This window comes from Aurantiacibacter rhizosphaerae (assembly GCF_009807005.1).
Lineage (GTDB): Bacteria > Pseudomonadota > Alphaproteobacteria > Sphingomonadales > Sphingomonadaceae > Alteraurantiacibacter > Alteraurantiacibacter rhizosphaerae.
This window is the reverse complement of record NZ_WUBR01000001.1, coordinates 1,044,085-1,058,124: the sequence shown is the minus strand read 5'-3', so window position 1 is coordinate 1,058,124 and position 14,040 is coordinate 1,044,085. Positions and strand designations below refer to the sequence as shown.

Below are 14,040 nucleotides of genomic sequence, written 5' to 3'. Positions count from 1 at the left end.
AACAGGGGGTCTAGGGTTGCACCCAAAATCAATGGCACTGAACCGGGAGGCCGCGTGACCACGAAGGCACAAACACTCATTCTTTTCGGCGCGACCGGGGATCTTTCGCGGCGGATGTTGCTACCTTCGCTATGTGCGCTGGATGCAGAGGATTTGCTGCCGGAGGAACTGGAAATCATCGGCACCGCGCGGTCTGAAATGACCGACAGCGAGTTTCGCAATTTCGCACGAGAGGCCATCGAGAAATTCCTGCCGTCCGATCGGCGCGGCGGCATGGCCAGTTTCCTCAACCGCCTGCAATACAGCCAGCTGGATGTCACCACGCCGGAAGGATATGCGGAACTGGCGGAAAAGGTGGGCGAAGACCGCGAGATCGCGATTTTCCTGTCCACCGCGCCCAGCCTGTTCAAACCCACGATAGAAGGCCTTTCCAAGGCCGGGCTGGCGGATGAGCGTTCACGCATCTGCCTGGAAAAGCCGCTGGGCACCGACCTTTCCAGCTCCTGCGAGATCAACGATGCCGTGGCCAGCGCCTTTCCCGAAAGCCGCATCTTCCGCATCGATCACTATCTGGGCAAGGAGACGGTGCAGAACCTTATCGCGCTGCGCTTTGCCAATATCCTGTTCGAACCGCTGTGGAATGCCCAGCATATCGATCATGTGCAGATCACCGTGGGTGAAACCGTCGGGCTGGAAAGCCGCGTGGATTTCTATGACGGTGCCGGTGCCCTGCGCGACATGGTGCAGAACCATATGCTGCAGCTCCTGGCACTGGTGGCGATGGAACCGCCCAGCAGCTTTGACGCGGGCGCCGTGCGCGATGAAAAGGTGAAAGTGCTGCGCGCGCTGCGCCACCTGTCGGACGAGGAAAGCGTGACCGGCCAGTATCGCGGCGGGGCCAGCAATGGCGAAATCGTGCCCGGCTATGACGAGGAACTGGGCCGCGACAGCGATACAGAAACCTTCGTGGCGCTGAAGGCGCATATCGATAACTGGCGCTGGCAGGGCGTGCCCTTCTACATGCGCACCGGCAAGCGTCTGCCCGAACGTGTGACAGAGATCATCGTCAATTTCCGCTGCGTGCCGCACTCCATCTTCCCCGATGCCAAGCTGAAGCCCAACCGGCTGGTGATCGGCATCCAGCCCGAAGAAAACATCTCGCTGTCCATGATGGCGAAGGTGCCGGGTATCGAGCATGAGGGCATGACCCTGCGCGAAGTGCCGCTGGACATTCGCATGCCCGATGCCTTCACCGGCAAACACAAGCGCATCGCCTATGAACGCCTGCTGCTGGACCTGATTGGCGGCGATCAGACGCTGTTCGTGCGCCGCGACGAGGTGGAAGCCCAGTGGAACTGGATCGATGCGATCCGCGCAGGCTGGGAAGCAGAGGGCAAGACGCCCAAAACCTATAGCGCCGGAAGCTGGGGCCCCAGCGCCGCCATCGCCCTGGCCGAACGTGACGGAGTAAGCTGGCATGAGTAAGCTGCATCCAACGGTGGAGCGCGTTACGCAGCGTATCATCGAGAAATCGAAGGACACGCGCCGCGCCTATCTCGAGCTGATCGATCACGAGGCGGATAACCAGCCGGAGCGCAGCCAGGTATCGTGCTCCAACCTAGCCCACGCCTTTGCCGGCGCGCTGGAGGATCAGGAGGCGCTTAAAACCAGCAGCGGCCCCAATATCGGCATCGTCAGCGCCTATAATGATATGCTGTCCGCCCACCAGCCGTATGGCCGGTATCCCGAGCGCCTGAAGATCTACGCCCGCGAAGTGGGTGCCACGGCGCAGGTGGCGGGCGGAACTCCCGCCATGTGCGATGGCGTGACGCAGGGCGAAACAGGCATGGAATTGTCGCTCTTCAGCCGCGACGTGATCGCGCTCAGCACAGGAATCGCCCTGTCGCACGCCATGTATGACGGCATGCTGCTGCTGGGCATTTGTGACAAGATCGTGCCCGGCCTGCTGATGGGCGCGCTGCGATTTGGCCATCTGCCCGCCGTTTTCGTGCCCAGCGGGCCAATGCCGTCCGGCGTATCCAACAAGGAGAAGCAGCGCGTTCGCCAGCTTTATGCAGAGGGCAAGGCAACGCGGCAGGAACTGCTGGATTCCGAACTTGGCAGCTATCACTCGCCGGGCACCTGCACGTTCTACGGCACGGCCAATTCCAATCAGATGATGATGGAACTGATGGGCCTGCATATTCCGGGCGCGGCTTTCTTCCAGCCGGGCACCAAGGTGCGCCAGGCGCTGGATCGTGCCGCGGTGCACCGCGTGGCGGCCATGGGCAAGGGCGGCAATGATTACCGCCCGCTGGGGCACTGCGTGGACGAAAAAGCGGTGGTGAACGCCGCTGTCGGCCTGCTGGCCACGGGCGGCTCCACCAACCACGCCATCCACATTCCCGCCTTTGCGCGGGCGGCGGGCGTGCAGATCGACTGGACCGACCTTTCCGAACTTTCCAGCGCGGTGCCGCTGCTGGCGCGCGTCTATCCCAATGGCTCCGGCGATGTGAACCATTTCCACGACGCTGGCGGCATGGGCTTCGTGATCCAGGAACTGCTGGGCGCTGGCCTTGCCCATGCAGACGTGATCGGCGTTGGCGAGGAACGCGGCATGGCGCAATATGGCCAGGAACCGTGGCTGGACGGCGATACGCTGAACTGGCGCGACGTCGGTGAAAGCGGAGATGACGAGATGCTGCGCACGGCGGACAAGCCTTTCCAGCCCGATGGCGGGATGCGCCTTGTGGAAGGCAATCTGGGCCGCGCCTGCTTCAAATCCTCCGCCGTGGAGAAGGAGCGCTGGACCATCGAGGCGCCCTGCCGCGTGTTCTCCACCCAGAAACAGGTGGCCGACGCCTTTACCGCAGGCGAGCTGGAAAAGGACGTGGTGGTCGTCGTGCGCTTCCAGGGGCCCCGCGCCAACGGCATGCCGGAACTTCACAAGCTGACCCCGCCCTTGGGCGTGTTGCAGGATCGCGGTTACCGCGTGGCACTGGTGACGGATGGCCGCATGAGCGGCGCGAGCGGCAAGGTGCCGTCTGCCATCCACTGCTCGCCAGAGGCGCTGGGCGGTGGCCCGCTCAGCCTGCTGCGCGATGGCGACGTAGTGCGGGTGTGCGCGGAGACGGGCACGCTTTCCACCACGGCAGATCTTTCCACCCGCACCCCCGCCCCCGATCCGGTGCCCGAAATGGGCACGGGCCGCGAACTGTTCGCCATGATGCGCGCGCAGGCTGACGAAGCAGAGAAAGGCGGCAGCGCAATGCTGGCGGTGGCTGGACTATGAGCGAACTTGTAACCGTAGACATCGGCGGCACGAACGCCCGCTTCGCCATCGCCTCCCAGGCGGAGGATGGCACCATCACCATGGATGAGCCGGTTACCCTGCAGACAGAAGATCACGCCAGTTTCCAGACCGCGTGGGAAGATTACCGCGCGCGCAAGGGCGGCAGCCTGCCCGATGCCGTGGCAATGGCGATTGCCGGGCCGGTGGGCGGGGAAGTCATCAGGTTCACCAACAATCCGTGGATCATCCGTCCCGCGCTGGTGGAACCGAAGCTGGGCGTCTCCCGCTTTACAATCGTCAACGATTTTGAGGCCGTGGCCCATGCCGTGGCGCGGGCGGGCGATGATGAATTCCTGCATCTCACCGGGCCGGAGGGGCCGCTGGGTGCCACCGGGCGCCTATCGGTGCTGGGCCCCGGCACCGGCCTTGGCGTGGCGCATCTCTATCGGGAGGCCGATGGCACCTACCGCGTTTCCGCCACGGAAGGCGGCCACATCGATTTCGCACCGCTGGACCCCATAGAGGACGCGATCCTCGCGCGGCTGCGCAAGCGCCATAACCGGGTGTCGACCGAACGCGTTGTGGCGGGGCCGGCGATTGTCGATATCTACGCCACCCTCGCCGCGCTGGAAGGCCGCGCGGTGAAGGAACAGGATGACGTTACGATCTGGACCGCCGGGATGGACGGCTCCGATTCGCTGGCCGCCGCAGCGATAGATCGCTTCTGCCTCTCGCTAGGCTCTGTCGCGGGCGATATCGCGCTGGCGCAGGGCGGTTTTTCGGGCGTCGTGATCGCAGGCGGCGTTGGCTATCGCCTGCGTGACCATTTGCCCAATTCAGGCTTTGCCGAGCGCTTTCGCGCAAAAGGCCGGTTCGAAACACTGATGGCGGGCATTCCCGTCAAACTCATCACCCATCCGCAACCCGGCCTGTTCGGTGCGGCAGCGGCATTTTTCCAAAGTCACGGAGACTGACACCCATGAGCGCGCCCGACAATATCGAGGAAATCATGCTGACGGCCCCGGTCATCCCGGTGCTGGTGGTAGACGATCCCGCCGACGCGCGCCCGATGGCAGAGGCGCTGGTGGCTGGCGGGCTGAAAGTGCTGGAAGTGACCCTGCGCACCGATGCCGCGATAGAGGTGATCAAGCGCATGAACCTGGTGCCCGGCGCAATCGTGGGCGCGGGCACGGTGACGAACGAGAGCGATCTGGATGCGGCCCTTGCAGCTGGAGCCGAATTCATCGTCTCCCCCGGCCTGACAGAGCCATTGGGCCGCGCCGCCATCAAATCTGGCATTCCGTTCCTGCCCGGCATCTCCACCGCCGGGGAATTGATGCGCGGTCTCGACATGGGGCTTTCCCATTTCAAGTTCTTCCCTGCCATGGCCAATGGCGGCATCCCTGCGCTGAAGGCGCTGACTTCGGTATTCGGCAAGTGCAAGTTCTGCCCAACGGGCGGCATCTCCGCTGAAACCGCGCCCGATTGGCTGGCGATGAAGCAGGTTCTGTGCGTGGGCGGCAGCTGGGTTGCGCCCAAGGGCGCATCTACTGAGAATATCGAAGCACTGGCGCGCGAAGCTGCGAGGATGGGCCAACGATGACAGGCGTCTCAGACCTTAGCGAGCGGCTTCAGGAACTGCACAAGCGCACGGTGGAAACGCCGCTGTTCAACCCGGTTTTCCAGCTTGGCCATGACCTGTCGCGGGATCTGGAAGCAGGCGACATGACGCTCGACGATTTCGAGGCGCTGATTGCCGAACTGGAAATCGCATCACTGGGAGATCGCGCCGCGCGGCTGGAACGCATGGTTGCCCCTATCGGAGATGCAGCTAACGATACGGCCTTGGCCGATACGCTGGAAAAGGGCGATTTCGCTGCATTTCGCGCGCAGTGGGAACGCCCGCAGCTGCACGCCGTGTTCACCGCGCACCCCACGTTCCTGCTGACGCCTGCACAATCGGATGCGGTGGCAAACGCCGCCAGCCACGGGGAAGAGATCACCGATGAATGCATCGGCGGGGAACGGCCGCAGGTCACCCTGCCCTATGAACATGAGCGCGCCATGCGGGCCATCGCCCATGCACAGGACGCGCGCGATACCATCGTGTCGCAACTGCTGGCCCATGCGGAGAAAACCTGGCCGGATCAGTGGCACCAGCTTGCCCCCCTGCCCTTCCGCTTTGCCACTTGGGTGGGGTATGACATGGATGGGCGGACCGACATCACGTGGTCCAACTCCATCGGTTTCCGCCTTTCCGAAAAGGCGGAACGGCTCAGCCGTTATGTCGATGCGCTGGAACAGATTGATGCCGAACACGCATTGCTGGGCGAACTGCGCCCGGCAGCCATGTACGCCAAAGAACGCGCGCAGGATTTTGCCGCGGACCTTTCCGATCCTTCCGCGCTATCGGTTGCCGCCAATCGGCTGACGGCCAATGATCCGCGCAAGCTGCTGTCCCTCAAACGCTATATCACCGCCTTGCAGGACGAGGCGGCCGATTGCGACGATGCAACGCGCGCCGTCGCGCTGAAGACGCTGGCCGCCGCGATGCGCGCCGATGGGCTGGGCATGGGCTGGATCCATTTCCGCGTAAATGCCAAGCAATTGCACAATGCGATCCGCCGCCGGATTGACCCCGATGGCAATCTGGACCTCGCCAGCAAGGGCGCGGTGGTGCACCTCAACCGCGCGATCAAGAACATAGAACCGCGCCGCAGCAATTTCGGCGCGCTGGCGATAGAGGCCAGCACCGCGATCCGCCAGTTCATCGCCATGGCGCAGATCCTTGCCCATATCGATGCCGACGCGCCCATTCGCATGCTGATTGCAGAGTGCGAGGAGCCTGCCACGGTTCTGGCCGCGCTGTATTTTGCAAAGCTGTTCGGGATTGAGGACAAGGTCGATGTCTCCCCGCTGTTCGAAACGGAAAGCGCGCTGGAACACGGCGGCCGCTTCCTGGATGAACTGCTGGCAGAGCCGGTGTATCAGGAATACGCCAAGACGCGCGGACGCGTGGCCATTCAGGCCGGTTTTTCCGATGCAGGCCGCTTCGTCGGGCAGATCCCCGCCAGCCTGGCGATTGAACGTCTGCAAGGGCGCCTTGCCGGGGCGATGGAGAAGAACGGCCTCACCCATGTGGCCGCGCTGATCTTCAACACCCACGGCGAAAGCATGGGCCGCGGCGCACATCCGGCAAAAATGGCGGACAGGCTGGACTGGGCCCTGTCACCCTGGGCCAAGCGGCGCTTTGCCCGCGCCGGCATTCCCTTGGAACCGGAGGTCAGTTTTCAGGGCGGCGACGGCTATCTGTGGTTCTCCACGCCGGAACTGGCACAGGCCACGCTTACCCGCATCGCCGTGCTCAAGCCTGCGCATACAGAAACCGATGTGCCCAAGGACGTGTTCTACCAGCGCACGGATCTGAGCCTGGATTTCTATCGCGCGGTGAAAGAGCATCAGCGAGAGCATCTGGAAAGCCGCACCTATTCGCGCGCCATCACCGCCTTCGGCCTTGGCCTGCTGAATTCCACCGGCAGCCGCGTGTCCCGCCGTCAGAGCGACCTTAATGCAGACCGCGAGATGAGCCTGCGCCAGATCCGCGCCATTCCGCACAATTCCATCCTGCAACAGCTTGGCTATCCGGTGAACGTCATCGCCGGGATCGGCGAAGCGGCGGAGGGCAATTACGAGGAAATCGGCAGCCTGCTGGCCAACTCGGCGCGCGGTCTGGAATTGGTGAGGCTGGTGCGTGCCGCCAATGCGCTGGCCAGCGTGAAGACCGTGGCGGCCTATGGCGAGCTGTTCAATTCCGCCTATTGGGCCAGCCGCCCCTATCGCGGCACGGAAGGCAACCTCACCGCCGCCTGCGAAAGCCTGAGCGAGTATCTGGTGAAGGATGACCGGGTCGGCGTGTTCCGCCGCCTTGCCAGCCGCCTGCGCGTGGATGCGATGAAGTTCCATCGCCTGCTGGATCATGTGCCGGACGATTCGCCCACCGAAAACCGGGAAGAGAAGCGGCGCATGATCGGCGTGCTGCAATCCCTGCGCATCGCCCTGCTGCAAGCCATGTTCATCCGCGCCGTCAGCGTGCCGGTGTTCAGCCGGGCCAACGACGTGAGCCGTGACGATGTGCTGGAAATGATTTTCACCCTGCGCGTGGAGGAGGCGCTGGCCCAGCTACGCCGCGCATATCCACGCCACTTCCCACGTATCAGCCGTTTCGATCTGACCCAACCGACCGATTGGCCTGATGGTGCAGACGAGGGCTACGAAGCCATCCACCGTGACTTTATCGACCCGATAGAGCGCGCCTATGGCCTGTGCCTGCGCATCTCCACCGCCATCGCCAATATCTTTGGCGCGCATGGTTAAGCGCGGCTGACCAGAGCGGCGGCGGCGTTCCAAACAGGGACGCTGGCGCGCGATCCGCTGGATTTTGCGCCGCGATTGGCGCATTATGCTGGCTATGAACGTGGCAATGAAATGGATGGCAGGCCTTTGCCTGGCAATCGTGGCGCTGGTGGGCAGCTTTGCTGTTCTGGGTGGCACTGACGATGCGCAGGCGGCCATGCAGGACTGGCTCTCTACCGAAGATGTGCTGGCAGACAGCACCTCCGTCGCCAGCGATACGGTGGATAGCGCCATCACCTTCGTTGCCAATGAAGTGGTGCAGCCGGCCCCGGCCCACGATCCCGACGATCCCTTCGTCATCAAGCGCGTGCTGCCTATCGATGGCCCGATCCGCTATGGCGAGTGGCATTGGGACGATGAAGGCATCGCCGATGGGCCACTGGTGGTGACGGTGGATCTGCAGGCGCGCGTGATCAGCGTGTTTCGCAATGGCTATGAAATCGGCGCTGCTGCCGCGCTGCTGGGCACGCCCGATCATCCCACGCCCGTCGGTACGTTCCCGATCCTGACCAAGGAACGCCACAATATCTCCGAGAAATACGGCAATGCGCCCATGCCCTGGACCCTGCGGCTGACGTGGGATGGCGTGGCCGTGCACGGCGGCTCCACGGTAGAGCGCGGCTATGCCAGCCATGGCTGCATCGGAGTGCCGGACGAATTTGCATCGAAGCTGTTCGATATTGCGGACGTGGGTGACGTGGTGATCATCACCGATGGCGTGATGACGGGGGTCGGCGGATCGCTGGCCAGCGAGGGCTAGCCCGTTTTCCGCGGCGGTTCCGGCGTCAGCACCCACCGCCCTGCCTCCACCTTCGCCAGCACACCGGCAACATTGCCGCCCTCTCCCTGCTCCAGCTTCAGCAACAGGCGCGCCACGTCGCCGCCGCGCGGCCTGCCGCCCATCTGCTCCATGATGCGGGCCAGCAGCCGCCTGTTCATCTCCCGCGATGATCCGGGTGCAAGGGTGAAGCCCTCTCCCGCCTGCGTCACCATCTGTGGCCACAGGATGCTGGCGTAGCTTTCCAGCGCTTCATAGGCATCGGCAAGATGGCTGGCCGATTGCGCCAGTGATGCGATATCCAGCCAATCGCAATCGGCCAGGGCATTGCGCATCCGCACCCTATCATAACGCGGGTCCGCATTGCTGGGATCATGCGCGACATTCTGGCCTAGCACGTTGATCACGCTTTGCAGCTCTGCCCTGCGGAATGTCAGCAGCGGGCGGATAATGGCCGCACCGTCAGGTTCGCGCTGCTGCAATTCGCGCACCCCGGCAAGGCCTGCAACGCCGCTGCCCCGGTTAAGCCGCATCAGCAAAGTCTCTGCCTGATCATCCGCGTGATGCGCCGTGGCGATGCGCCCGATAGCGCGCCGGGCCGCCCATTCATTCAGCGCGAGATACCGCGCGGCTCTTGCCTGCGCCTGCAGATTGCCCGCCGCCACCGTGATGTTCAGCACCGCGCAGGGCACGCCGCGCTCCTCGCACGCCGATTGCACCAATGCGCATTCGTCCACCGCTTCGGGGCGCAGGCCGTGATTTACCGTGGCGACTTCGAAACCGCCGGGAATGGCTTCGTGCGCCAGCAGCAGCATGGCCATGGAATCCGGCCCGCCACTCACGGCGAGCCCGATCCTTTCGCCATCGGGATTCAGCCGGTCAAGCGCCTGCCTGAAGCGCGTGACCAGCCCATTATCAATTGCAGTCGACCCGGCCACCAAGATCGCCATACATATCGGCAAGGCGGCCCGCGGCCAGTGCCGCGTAGCTCTCGCCAAATTCGGCGAGCGCGATACAGGCGCGGCGCGTATCGCCCAGCGCGATCATGCTTTCGACAAGATACAGCAGGCTGTCCGGCGCGCGGGCACCGTTGCCGTCGGACTGATAATTATCGAAGAAATGGGTGGCTGCCGCGCGCGGCTCGCCTGCGTCCAAGAAGGCGCGGCCCAGCAGGTTGCGGCCATAGGTGGTGCGCCAGTGATTGGGATATTGCTCCACGAACATGGCCAGTTGCTGCTGCGCCTCCGGATAAAAACCGGCATCCCACAGGCGGAAGCCGTAGGTATATTCATCATCGCCAGCATCGCCGGTGGCGGGTTTGGCGATGCCCTGCACTGCCTGCAAACGCTCTGGCGAAGGGCCGGCAGCCGGTTCGCTGGTGCTGGAACTGGCAGCAGCGACGTTGCTACTGGCAGGCGCGGTTTGCGAAGTGCGATTGTCGCTGGGCACGGCGATCACGCCAGAAGGGCCAGCGCTGGTGGTGGAAGACTGCGATGCAGGCCCCGTTGAAGAGGTGGTGACGGCGGCGATGTCAGACCCTTCCATCGCGGTCAGCCGCGTTTCCACGGACGACAGGGCGTTTTCATTCACCTCTGTCGCGGCGGTCAGGCGGGCAAGCTGGCCTTCGATTGCCTCCAGCCGGGCCAGCACATCGGTGAGCGCGGATGTCGTCACCTGCGGAGAGGTGTCTTGCGGGAGCGCCCGCTCCGGCGTGATCTCAGGCTCGAAAAAGCGATCATCCCCGCCCGGAAAAACCGCGCGTTGCAGGGCGTTTACCTGCTGCTCCAGTCGTTGCAGCCGATCATTGGACTGGGCCGCGACCGGTGCGGGCACGGCAATGGCGACCAGGCCAGCGCAAACGACGGCGCGCGTCATGGCAAACGATGTCTTCGACCTTGCAAGCATTGCCAGCGATCTCCTCAATTCGATAATTGTTTCATGCATATTGACCGTTTTTGACCATGCACGCCACAGGCAAGATATACGATTAACGCGGGCGCGATAGCTGCGGAAGGCCGCGTTTCCCCCGTGAAAAATGCGCCGGTCGGTAAAGGGTCAGCCGCCGATCACTGCGTTGCGGTCGCAGTATCGTCCGCCGCAGCATCGGCCGGAACCGCACGCGGCGGCGCGGTGGCCGCAGCTTCGGGCTCTGGCGTCGGCTGCACGGGCGCCGTTGCCTGTGTGGGAGTGGGCGTCGGAGTTGGCGATGGGGCAGGCGCCGGTGCCTGCGTCCGGGCCGGTGCAGGCGCCGCCGCGCGCGGGGGCGCGGGCGCTGCCGTCAGCTGCGACGTTTGCGCCGGTGCGGCTGTTTCGGGCGCAGCTGTTCCGAGGCCGAAGCCGATGGTTTGCACGCCGCCGGTGCGCGCCAGCAGCGCCTCTGCCGAAATCGGCACATCGGACAGCGTTTCCACCTCTGTGGAAAGCTTGCGCACGGGGCGACCGCCAATGGTAATCGCCAGCCTGTCCGGACGGCCGGTGATAAGCTTCGGGTTCTGCACGCCCGCTGGCAGGGTGAAGCTTTCCCCCTCGGTCAAGGTGCCTTCGCGCAGCACCCTGTTATCGCCATCGTAAAAGCGTACCCAGGTTTCCCCTTCGGCGGTGAACACCACCTCTCCGCTGGGATCGGCGGCAACGCCCGCTGCCTGCGGCCCGGCCTGTTGCTGAGCCGCCTGCTGCTGCGCCAGTTCGCGCTGTTCCTGCCGTTCCTGTTCTACCAGCGATGGCATTTCGGCGGCAGGCGCAAACAAGGCGCGGGCCGCGAAGAAAATGCCCACCAGCAGGATGATGACGGCGAAAATAGAAAAATACAGCAGTCTGCCACCCGGCGCGCGGGCGGGATCGCCCGGCTCGAACGTGCCGCGCGATCCGGCGACATAGCGTTCCTCTATCGTGGCAAGATCCATCTCCTCGCGCACGGAGGATACGGTTTCTTCCTCGTCCAGACCCACCGTCTTGGCATAGGTGCGGGCAAAGCCCACGGCATAGGTGCGGCCCGGCAGATTATCGAAATTGCCGCCCTCGATGTTTTCCAGGTGCCGCCCCGCGATCCGCGTCTGAGAGGCGACCTGATCGATGGTCAGCCCCTTGCGTTCACGCGCGGCGCGCAGGCGAGAGCCCACGCTTGTAGGCGCGAATTCTTCCGCGCCGGTTTCTTCAAATGCCATATCGTCTTCAGATCCGGTCATGACCGCTCCAGCATAAAGGTGCTGGGTTAACTGCAAACCCGTAGCCACACCAATCGACCCGCGGGCCTCAAGTCAAGCTATTGTGCAGTGCGAAGCGCTATTCGACCTCGATTTCGCGTTCTTCTGCCCAGGCCTGTAGTTCGGCGCGCATGTTTTGCGGCGGATTTGCCAGCCAGCCCTTCATCGCATCGGTAATCTCTCGCGTATCCACGCGCCGAATCAATTCCTTGATCGGGCCGATGGCCGCAGGCGTGATGGACAGGCGGCGGATGCCCAGGCCCAGCAGGGCCAGCGCTTCCAGCCGGCGTCCGCCCATTTCGCCGCACACGCCCAGATCGATCTTGTGGCCCATACTGTTCTGCACCACCCGGTGCAGGAACCGCAGGATTGCCGGGCTTAGCCAGTCGTAACGTTCCGCCAGCATGGGATTGGCGCGATCCGCGGCAAACAGGAACTGCGTGAGATCATTTGTGCCGATGGACACGAAGGAAAGGCGCGGCAGCAGCAGATCCAGCACTTCGGCCAGCGAGGGCACTTCCAGCATCACGCCATAATTGATGGCGGTGGGCAGCTTGTGCTTGCGATCTTTCAGATAGGATAGCTGGCCATCGAACACGGCCTTTGCCGCATCGAATTCCCAAGGTTCGGAAACCATCGGGAACATCACGTTCAATTCCCGCCCCGCAGCCCCTTCCAGCAACGCGCGCGCCTGCGATTTCATCAGGCCTTCCCGCTCCAGCGCAAGGCGCAATGCGCGCCAGCCCATGGCCGGATTCTCATCCTCCTTGGCGATTTCGCTGGAGATATAGGGCAGCGACTTGTCACCGCCGATATCCACCGTGCGGAAGATCACCTTCTTGCCATTCGCCGCTTCCAGAACCTCACGGTAAAGCCGTGCCTGCCTCTCCCGCTGTGGCAGGGCGGCGGACACCAGGAACTGGAACTCCGTGCGGTACAGGCCGATACCGTCGGCACCTGTCATTGCCAGCATGCTGACATCGTCACGCAGGCCGGCGTTCATCATCACCTCGATCCGCTCACCATCGCGGGTGAATGGCTCCACATCGCGCAGCCGGGCGTAGGACGCCTTCTTTTCCTTGCTGCGGGCAAAGCGCGTTTCGAAGGCTTCCAGCACAGCTGTGGAGGGGCGCAGGGTCACCGTGCCGGCATCGCCGTCCACCAGCATCTCGTCCCCGTCGCGCACCAGCCCGCGCACGTTTGAGACACGGCCGATCACCGGAATGCCCAGCGCCCGCGCCACTATCACCACATGCGCGGTGAGCGATCCCTGTTCCAGCACCACGCCTTTCAACCGGCGCTTGTCATATTCCAGCAATTCAGCCGGGCCGAGGTTCTTGGCCACCAGGATCGAATCCTGCGCCAGCCCCTTTTGCGCGGCTGTACCCAGCTGGCCTGACACGATGCGGATCAGGCGATTGGCCAGATCTTCCAGATCGTGCATGCGATCCTGCAACAGCGGGTCCTGAATTTCACGCATGCGCATGCGGGTGCGTTGCTGCACGCGCTCTATCGCGGCCTCCGCGGTGAGGCCGGAATCGATCGCCTCGTTGATGCGGCGGCCCCAGCCTTCGTCATAGGCGAACATCTTGTAGGTTTCGAGAACCTGCTCCTGCTCTCCGCCCACGCCGAAATCGGCCTGCTTCGCCATGTTGTCGATCTGCTCGCGCATCCGGTCAAACGCCAGATACACGCGCTGGCGCTCGGCCTCTGTATCTTCGGCCACCGTCTGTTCGATGGTCACGCGCGGCTGGTGGAACACGGCCTTCCCGATGGCGAGGCCCTTCACCAGCTTCAGGCCGGTGATCACTTCCTGCCCGGTTTGCGCCTTGCCGCCATCGTCCAGCGCTTCCCCATCCACCAGGCCGGCATTGTGAATCAGTTCGGCCAGCACCATCGCGGTGGTCTGCAGCGCCTCGATCTCCACCTCTTCATATTTGCGCGGATCGACATGCTGCACCGTCAGCACGCCGATGGCACGCGCGCGGCGCACGATGGGAACGCCGGCGAAGGAGTGGAATTTCTCCTCCCCGGTTTCGCTGCGATACTGGAATTCTGGATGAGCGGCGGCTTCATCCAGGTTCAATGTCTCTATATTCTGGGCGATGGTGCCGGTCAGCCCTTCGCCTACGCCCAGCCGGGTGACGTGAACGGCCGCCTGGTTCAGGCCGCGGGTCGCGAAAAGCTCCAGCATGCCCTGACGCAGGAGATAGATCGAACACACTTCGCTCGACAATTCCCCGGCGATGATTTCGACGACCTGGTTCAGCTTTGCCTGCGCGTGGGTGCGCGATGCCATCACTTCGTGAAGGCTGGTGAGGATCTGGCGTGCTGAAGCGGCGGCTGTCATCAAT

The 14,040-nt window shown here is 63.6% G+C and carries 10 protein-coding genes; 6 read left to right on the top strand and 4 right to left on the bottom strand.

The genetic code is table 11. The features are described 5' to 3' along the window. The first annotated feature begins 54 nt into the window (after nucleotides 1–54). The 6 genes from zwf to GRF63_RS04920 all read left to right on the top strand — a co-directional run bounded on the left by zwf (nucleotide 55) and on the right by GRF63_RS04920 (nucleotide 8,465). Nucleotides 55–1,485 (top strand): glucose-6-phosphate dehydrogenase, encoded by a 1,431-nt coding sequence (zwf, locus tag GRF63_RS04945; protein ID WP_160484836.1) that lies wholly within the window; start codon nucleotides 55–57, stop codon nucleotides 1,483–1,485. Then, nucleotides 1,478–3,292: a phosphogluconate dehydratase gene (edd, locus tag GRF63_RS04940; protein WP_160484835.1), complete on the top strand. Its 1,815-nt coding sequence runs from the start codon at nucleotides 1,478–1,480 to the stop codon at nucleotides 3,290–3,292. Before zwf ends, edd begins: the two co-directional genes overlap by 8 nt. After that, nucleotides 3,289–4,266, top strand: coding sequence for a glucokinase (gene glk / locus GRF63_RS04935; protein ID WP_160484834.1), 978 nt, complete (start codon nucleotides 3,289–3,291; stop codon nucleotides 4,264–4,266). The genes edd and glk overlap by 4 nt, the downstream gene beginning before the upstream one ends. Before the next feature lie 5 nt (nucleotides 4,267–4,271). Next, nucleotides 4,272–4,895, top strand: a complete 624-nt coding sequence (gene eda / locus GRF63_RS04930; RefSeq protein ID WP_160484833.1) for a bifunctional 4-hydroxy-2-oxoglutarate aldolase/2-dehydro-3-deoxy-phosphogluconate aldolase — start codon at nucleotides 4,272–4,274, stop codon at nucleotides 4,893–4,895. Continuing rightward, nucleotides 4,892–7,666: a phosphoenolpyruvate carboxylase gene (locus tag GRF63_RS04925; protein ID WP_160484832.1), complete on the top strand. Its 2,775-nt coding sequence runs from the start codon at nucleotides 4,892–4,894 to the stop codon at nucleotides 7,664–7,666. The genes eda and GRF63_RS04925 overlap by 4 nt, the downstream gene beginning before the upstream one ends. An 85-nt stretch (nucleotides 7,667–7,751) precedes the next feature. Continuing rightward, nucleotides 7,752–8,465, top strand: coding sequence for a L,D-transpeptidase family protein (locus GRF63_RS04920; RefSeq protein ID WP_160484831.1), 714 nt, complete (start codon nucleotides 7,752–7,754; stop codon nucleotides 8,463–8,465). Here the strand turns inward: GRF63_RS04920 and tilS are convergent. From tilS to ptsP, 4 genes are all read right to left on the bottom strand, one after another. Further along, entirely contained in the window at nucleotides 8,462–9,421 is a 960-nt protein-coding gene (gene tilS, locus GRF63_RS04915) for a tRNA lysidine(34) synthetase TilS (RefSeq protein WP_337189613.1), read from the bottom strand. The genes GRF63_RS04920 and tilS overlap by 4 nt on opposite strands. Next, nucleotides 9,399–10,358 (bottom strand): tetratricopeptide repeat protein, encoded by a 960-nt coding sequence (locus GRF63_RS04910; RefSeq protein WP_160484830.1) that lies wholly within the window; start codon nucleotides 10,356–10,358, stop codon nucleotides 9,399–9,401. The genes tilS and GRF63_RS04910 overlap by 23 nt, the downstream gene beginning before the upstream one ends. A 191-nt stretch (nucleotides 10,359–10,549) precedes the next feature. Beyond that, on the bottom strand, nucleotides 10,550–11,668 hold the full coding sequence (locus GRF63_RS04905; RefSeq protein ID WP_237392285.1) for a helix-turn-helix domain-containing protein: 1,119 nt from the start codon (nucleotides 11,666–11,668) through the stop codon (nucleotides 10,550–10,552). 97 nt (nucleotides 11,669–11,765) lie between these two features. After that, nucleotides 11,766–14,036 (bottom strand): phosphoenolpyruvate--protein phosphotransferase, encoded by a 2,271-nt coding sequence (gene ptsP / locus GRF63_RS04900; RefSeq protein ID WP_160484829.1) that lies wholly within the window; start codon nucleotides 14,034–14,036, stop codon nucleotides 11,766–11,768. Between the last annotated feature and the right edge of the window lie 4 nt (nucleotides 14,037–14,040).

Coding starts and splice junctions, on each gene's coding strand:
- ptsP (WP_160484829.1), bottom strand. CDS start 14,036: ATGACAGCCGCCGCTTCAGCACGCCAGATCCTCACCAGCCTTCACGAA.
- eda (WP_160484833.1), top strand. CDS start 4,272: ATGAGCGCGCCCGACAATATCGAGGAAATCATGCTGACGGCCCCGGTC.
- glk (WP_160484834.1), top strand. CDS start 3,289: ATGAGCGAACTTGTAACCGTAGACATCGGCGGCACGAACGCCCGCTTC.
- GRF63_RS04910 (WP_160484830.1), bottom strand. CDS start 10,358: ATGACGCGCGCCGTCGTTTGCGCTGGCCTGGTCGCCATTGCCGTGCCC.
- GRF63_RS04925 (WP_160484832.1), top strand. CDS start 4,892: ATGACAGGCGTCTCAGACCTTAGCGAGCGGCTTCAGGAACTGCACAAG.
- GRF63_RS04920 (WP_160484831.1), top strand. CDS start 7,752: ATGCTGGCTATGAACGTGGCAATGAAATGGATGGCAGGCCTTTGCCTG.
- GRF63_RS04905 (WP_237392285.1), bottom strand. CDS start 11,668: ATGACCGGATCTGAAGACGATATGGCATTTGAAGAAACCGGCGCGGAA.
- edd (WP_160484835.1), top strand. CDS start 1,478: ATGAGTAAGCTGCATCCAACGGTGGAGCGCGTTACGCAGCGTATCATC.